Annotated in this window: 3 protein-coding genes; 2 read left to right on the top strand and 1 reads right to left on the bottom strand. The window is 66.6% G+C overall.

Features of this window, described 5'->3' with window-relative positions:
* Positions 1-437 (bottom strand): HAD family hydrolase (locus JNN06_RS13600; protein WP_291240134.1); only part of this gene is annotated, 437 nt, incomplete at its 3' end.
* 93 nt (positions 438-530) lie between these two features.
* Here JNN06_RS13600 and glmU point away from each other — a divergent pair.
* Positions 531-1,880, top strand: coding sequence for a bifunctional UDP-N-acetylglucosamine diphosphorylase/glucosamine-1-phosphate N-acetyltransferase GlmU (glmU, locus tag JNN06_RS13595; RefSeq protein WP_291240133.1), 1,350 nt, complete (start codon positions 531-533; stop codon positions 1,878-1,880).
* A partial coding sequence (gene glmS, locus JNN06_RS13590; protein ID WP_291240132.1) for a glutamine--fructose-6-phosphate transaminase (isomerizing) occupies positions 1,880-3,578 on the top strand: 1,699 nt, incomplete at its 3' end. The genes glmU and glmS, both read left to right, overlap by 1 nt.

Raw genomic sequence — 3,578 nt, 5'->3', positions numbered from 1 at the left:
GGCAGGGTATCGGCGCCGATCAGGCTGCCAAAGAGGCCCCGGATGCCAAGGCGGGTCACGAGGGTTTGCGCCAGCCCCTCGGGCTTGTTGGTGCAGATGGCGGTGGCGTAGCCTGCGCTCCGCAGCGCCTCGACGGCGGGGATCACGCCGGGGTAAAGCCGGGTATGGGTGTCGATGGCTTCCGCATAGGCGGCGAGCAGCACGGGGTATTGCGCGGCGATCAGCGCCTCATCGCCCTGCCCCAAGCGTTCAAACCCCAGTTTCAGCATGGCGCGCCCGCCATGGAAGGCGGTGAGCTGGTCGGCGGCGGGATCGAGCAGGTCGCCATGGCCCAAGCCCCGGAAACAGGCATTGGCGGCGGCGATCAGATCGGCGGAGGTATCGGCCAGGGTGCCGTCCAGATCGAAAACCACGGTGGGGCGGGTCTGCAACGTCATCTTGAAACCTGCGGTAAGGATGTGTGAAAGCGGAGCGCTTGCGCCGCCCGCAGACCGGGTTAAAACGGGCGCAACGATTTAGGAAGGGGTGTCATGCCGGTTTCTCTTGTCATTCTTGCGGCCGGTCAGGGCACGCGGATGAATTCCGACCTGCCGAAAGTGCTGCACAAGGTGGCCGGTGCGCCGATGCTGCATCATGCGATGCAGGCGGGTGCGAGCCTTGCGCCCGAGCGCGTGGTGGTGGTGGCGGGCCATGGCGCCGAGGCGGTGAGCAAGGCGGCGCGGGCCTGGGACGAGGCTTGCACGGTGGTGGTGCAGGCCGAGCAGCTGGGCACCGGGCATGCGGTGGCACAGGCGCGCACGGCGCTGGAGGGTGCGGCGGGCGATTGCGTGGTGCTCTATGGTGACACGCCCTTCATCCGCCCCGAGACGCTGGAGGCGATGCTGGAGGCGCGCGCCCGGCATGCCGTGGTGGTGCTGGGCTTTGAGGCGCGCGATCCGGGGCGCTATGGGCGGCTGATCGCGCAGGGCGAGGCCTTGGAGCGCATCGTGGAATTCAAGGATGCCACCGAGGCCGAGCGCGCCATCACCCTGTGCAATTCCGGCGTGATCTGTGCCGGGACCGAAACCCTGTTCAGCCTTGTGGCGGCCTTGGGCAATGACAATGCGGCGGGCGAATATTACCTGACCGATATTGTGGAGCTGGCGCGCAAACGCGGCCTTTCGGCGGGCGTTGTCACCTGCCCCGAGGCGGAGACCATGGGCGTGAACACCCGCGCGCAGCTGGCCGAGGCCGAGGCCGCCTTTCAGGCGCGCGCCCGGGCCGAGGCGCTCGACATTGGCGTGACGCTGACCGCGCCCGAGACCGTGTTCTTTGCGCTGGATACCCATATCGGGCGCGATGCGATCATCGGGCCGCATGTCGTCTTCGGCCCCGGTGTGACCATTGAAAGCGGCGCCGAGATCAAGGCCTATTGCCATCTGGAGGGCTGCCATGTGTCGCGCGGCGCCGATGTGGGCCCCTTTGCCCGGCTGCGCCCCGGCGCCGAGCTGGCCGAGTTCGTGCATGTCGGCAATTTCGTGGAGATCAAGAACGCCATTCTGGATGAGGGCGTGAAGGTCGGCCATCTGAGCTATATCGGTGATGCCAATGTGGGCGAGGCCACGAATATCGGCGCGGGCACCGTCACTTGCAATTATGATGGCGTGATGAAGCACCGCACGCGGATCGGCAAGCGGGCCTTCATCGGCTCGGACACCATGCTGGTGGCGCCGGTGAGCGTGGGCGATGAGGCCATGACCGGCTCGGGCAGCACGATCACCGAGGATGTGCCGGCGGGCGCCGTGGCTTTGGGCCGCGCCAAACAGGTGAACAAGCCGGGGCTGGCGGTGAAGCTGTTCGAGCGGCTGCGGGCGATCAAGGCGGCAAAGGGGAAAGCGTAATGTGTGGCATTGTCGGCGTTCTGGGCAACCATCAGGTTGCGCCCCTGCTGGTCGAGGCGCTGAAGCGGCTGGAATATCGCGGCTATGACTCGGCGGGTATTGCCACGCTGAACGAGGGGCGGCTGGACCGGCGCCGGGCGGTGGGCAAGCTGGTGCATCTGTCGGACCTGCTGGTGCATGAGCCTTTGGCGGGGCGCGCAGGGATTGGCCATACCCGCTGGGCCACCCATGGCGCGGCGACGGTGGCCAATGCGCACCCCCATCGCGCGGGCGGCGTGGCGGTGGTGCATAACGGCATCATCGAAAACTTCCGCGAGCTGCGCGAGGAGCTGACGGGCCTTGGCTATGGTTTTGAATCGCAGACCGATACCGAGACCGTGGCGCTTTTGATGCAGCATCAGCTGTCGCTGGGCCTTGCACCCGCCGAGGCGACGGCGGCGGTGCTGGGCCGCCTGCATGGCGCCTTTGCGCTGTGCTTCCTGTTCGAGGGCCATGACGATCTGCTGATCTGCGCCCGCAAGGGCTCGCCGCTGGCGATCGGGCATGGCGAGGGCGAGATGTTCGTGGGCTCGGACGCCATCGCGCTGGCACCGATGACCGACCGCATCACCTATCTGGAGGAAGGCGACTGGGCGGTGATCACCCGCAAGGGTGCCGAGATCTTTGACGCGCAGAACCGCCGGGCGAACCGGGCGATGGCGCGGATTCAGGTGGATGCCACAAGGATCGAGAAGGCCGGCTACAAGCATTTCATGGCCAAGGAGATTGCCGAACAGCCGGTGGTCCTGGCCGATGCGCTGAAACATTACTTGGGCGAAAGCGGCCTCACCCTGCCGCATGCGGTGGATTTCGCGGGCGTGGACCGCCTCACGCTGGTCGCTTGCGGCACGGCGCATTATGCCTGCCATGTGGCGAAATACTGGTTCGAGAGCCTGGCCCGCCTGCCCTGCGACATCGACATCGCGTCGGAATTCCGCTATCGCGATGCGCCTTTGTCGCCGCAAAGCTGGGCCATGTTCATCAGCCAGTCGGGCGAGACGGCGGATACTCTGGCGGCCTTGCGCCATGCCAAGGAACGCGTGGCGAAGGTGGTGTCGGTGGTGAATGTCGCCACCTCCTCCATCGCGCGGGAAAGCGATGTGGCGCTGCCCATTCTGGCGGGGGTGGAGGTCGGCGTGGCCTCGACCAAGGCCTTTACCTGCCAACTCGCCGTGCTGGCGCTGCTGGCGCTCAAGGCGGCGCAGCATCGCGGCGTGCTGACGGCCGATCAGGTGGCGGCGCATCTGGCCGATTTCCGGCTGCTGCCGGGGCTGATGAACCATGCGCTGACGCTGGCCGGTGAGATCGAGGCGCTGTCGGAGCAACTGGCCGAGGCGCAGGATGTGCTGTTCCTCGGGCGCGGGCCGATGTATCCGCTGGCGCTGGAAGGCGCGCTGAAGCTGAAGGAAATCAGCTATATCCATGCCGAGGGCTATGCGTCGGGCGAGCTGAAGCATGGGCCGATTGCGCTGATCGACAACCGGGTGCCGGTGATCGTGCTGGCGCCGCGCGACCATCTGTTTGAAAAGACCGTCTCGAACATGCAGGAGGTGATGGCGCGGCATGGCAAGGTATTGCTGCTGTCGGACAAGGCCGGTGTGGCCGAGGCGGGGGCGGGTTGCTGGCAGACCCTGACCCTGCCCGAGGTGCCGGACCTCT

Source organism: Gemmobacter sp. (genome assembly GCF_016792925.1).
Taxonomy (GTDB): Bacteria; Pseudomonadota; Alphaproteobacteria; order Rhodobacterales; family Rhodobacteraceae; genus Gemmobacter.
Note: the sequence above shows the minus strand (reverse complement) of the source record. Positions and strands in the feature narration are given on the sequence as shown.

What these genes read in the sequence shown, in the direction of transcription:
- glmU (WP_291240133.1), top strand. Translation starts at nt 531, where the DNA reads ATGCCGGTTTCTCTTGTCATTCTTGCGGCCGGTCAGGGCACGCGGATG.